Annotated in this window: 2 pseudogenes; both read right to left on the minus strand. The window is 52.2% G+C overall.

Annotated elements, in window-relative coordinates:
- A pseudogene (locus tag DXC04_RS16260) lies at positions 1-117 on the minus strand (plasmid segregation centromere-binding protein ParR); the annotation flags it as partial.
- Positions 114-550 (minus strand): annotated as a pseudogene (locus tag DXC04_RS15430) (plasmid segregation actin-type ATPase ParM); the annotation flags it as partial. The pseudogenes DXC04_RS15430 and DXC04_RS16260, both read right to left, overlap by 4 nt.

Raw genomic sequence — 550 nt, forward strand, 5'->3', positions numbered from 1 at the left:
CGCCTGAACAAGGTACTGGTTTTTCTGTCCTTCCGGAACACACTGGAATTTCTCCCATGCTTTCTGATGTTCCGGGTTTTTCAGGTTGGGACGGAACGAATATACCGGACGTGTCATTTCGCCCACATCTGCTCTACAATCCGTTCATACCCGGCAGCGTTCGCATGGACGTCCTCGATAAAAACAGGGCGGCAAATCGCGTCCTGTGCGGTCACGTGGCGTTTTAAAATCGCAGAACCTCCACCCATAAATACGCTCGGCACCGCCCTGAGATCAAACCCGGATTCCGTGACCGCAGACAGGATTCTTTCGATGTATTTCCGTCCGTTTTCCTGTATGACAACTCTTGCATCTTCTGCCATGCTGCAGGTTTCCCCACGAAGCACACGTTCGATCTGTGTTTCCGTTACAGACAGTCCGGTATTTCTCCGCACCTGTTCTGCCGTCTCGTCAATACACCGGATCACACCCAGTTCCAGACTCCTGCAGGTTGCCGCATTCGGAACAGCATTATCCAGTCTCATCAGATCAACCGTCCAGCCACCAACAT

This window comes from Dorea sp. OM07-5, assembly GCF_003481355.1.
Taxonomy (GTDB): Bacteria; Bacillota; Clostridia; order Lachnospirales; family Lachnospiraceae; genus Dorea_D; species Dorea_D hominis.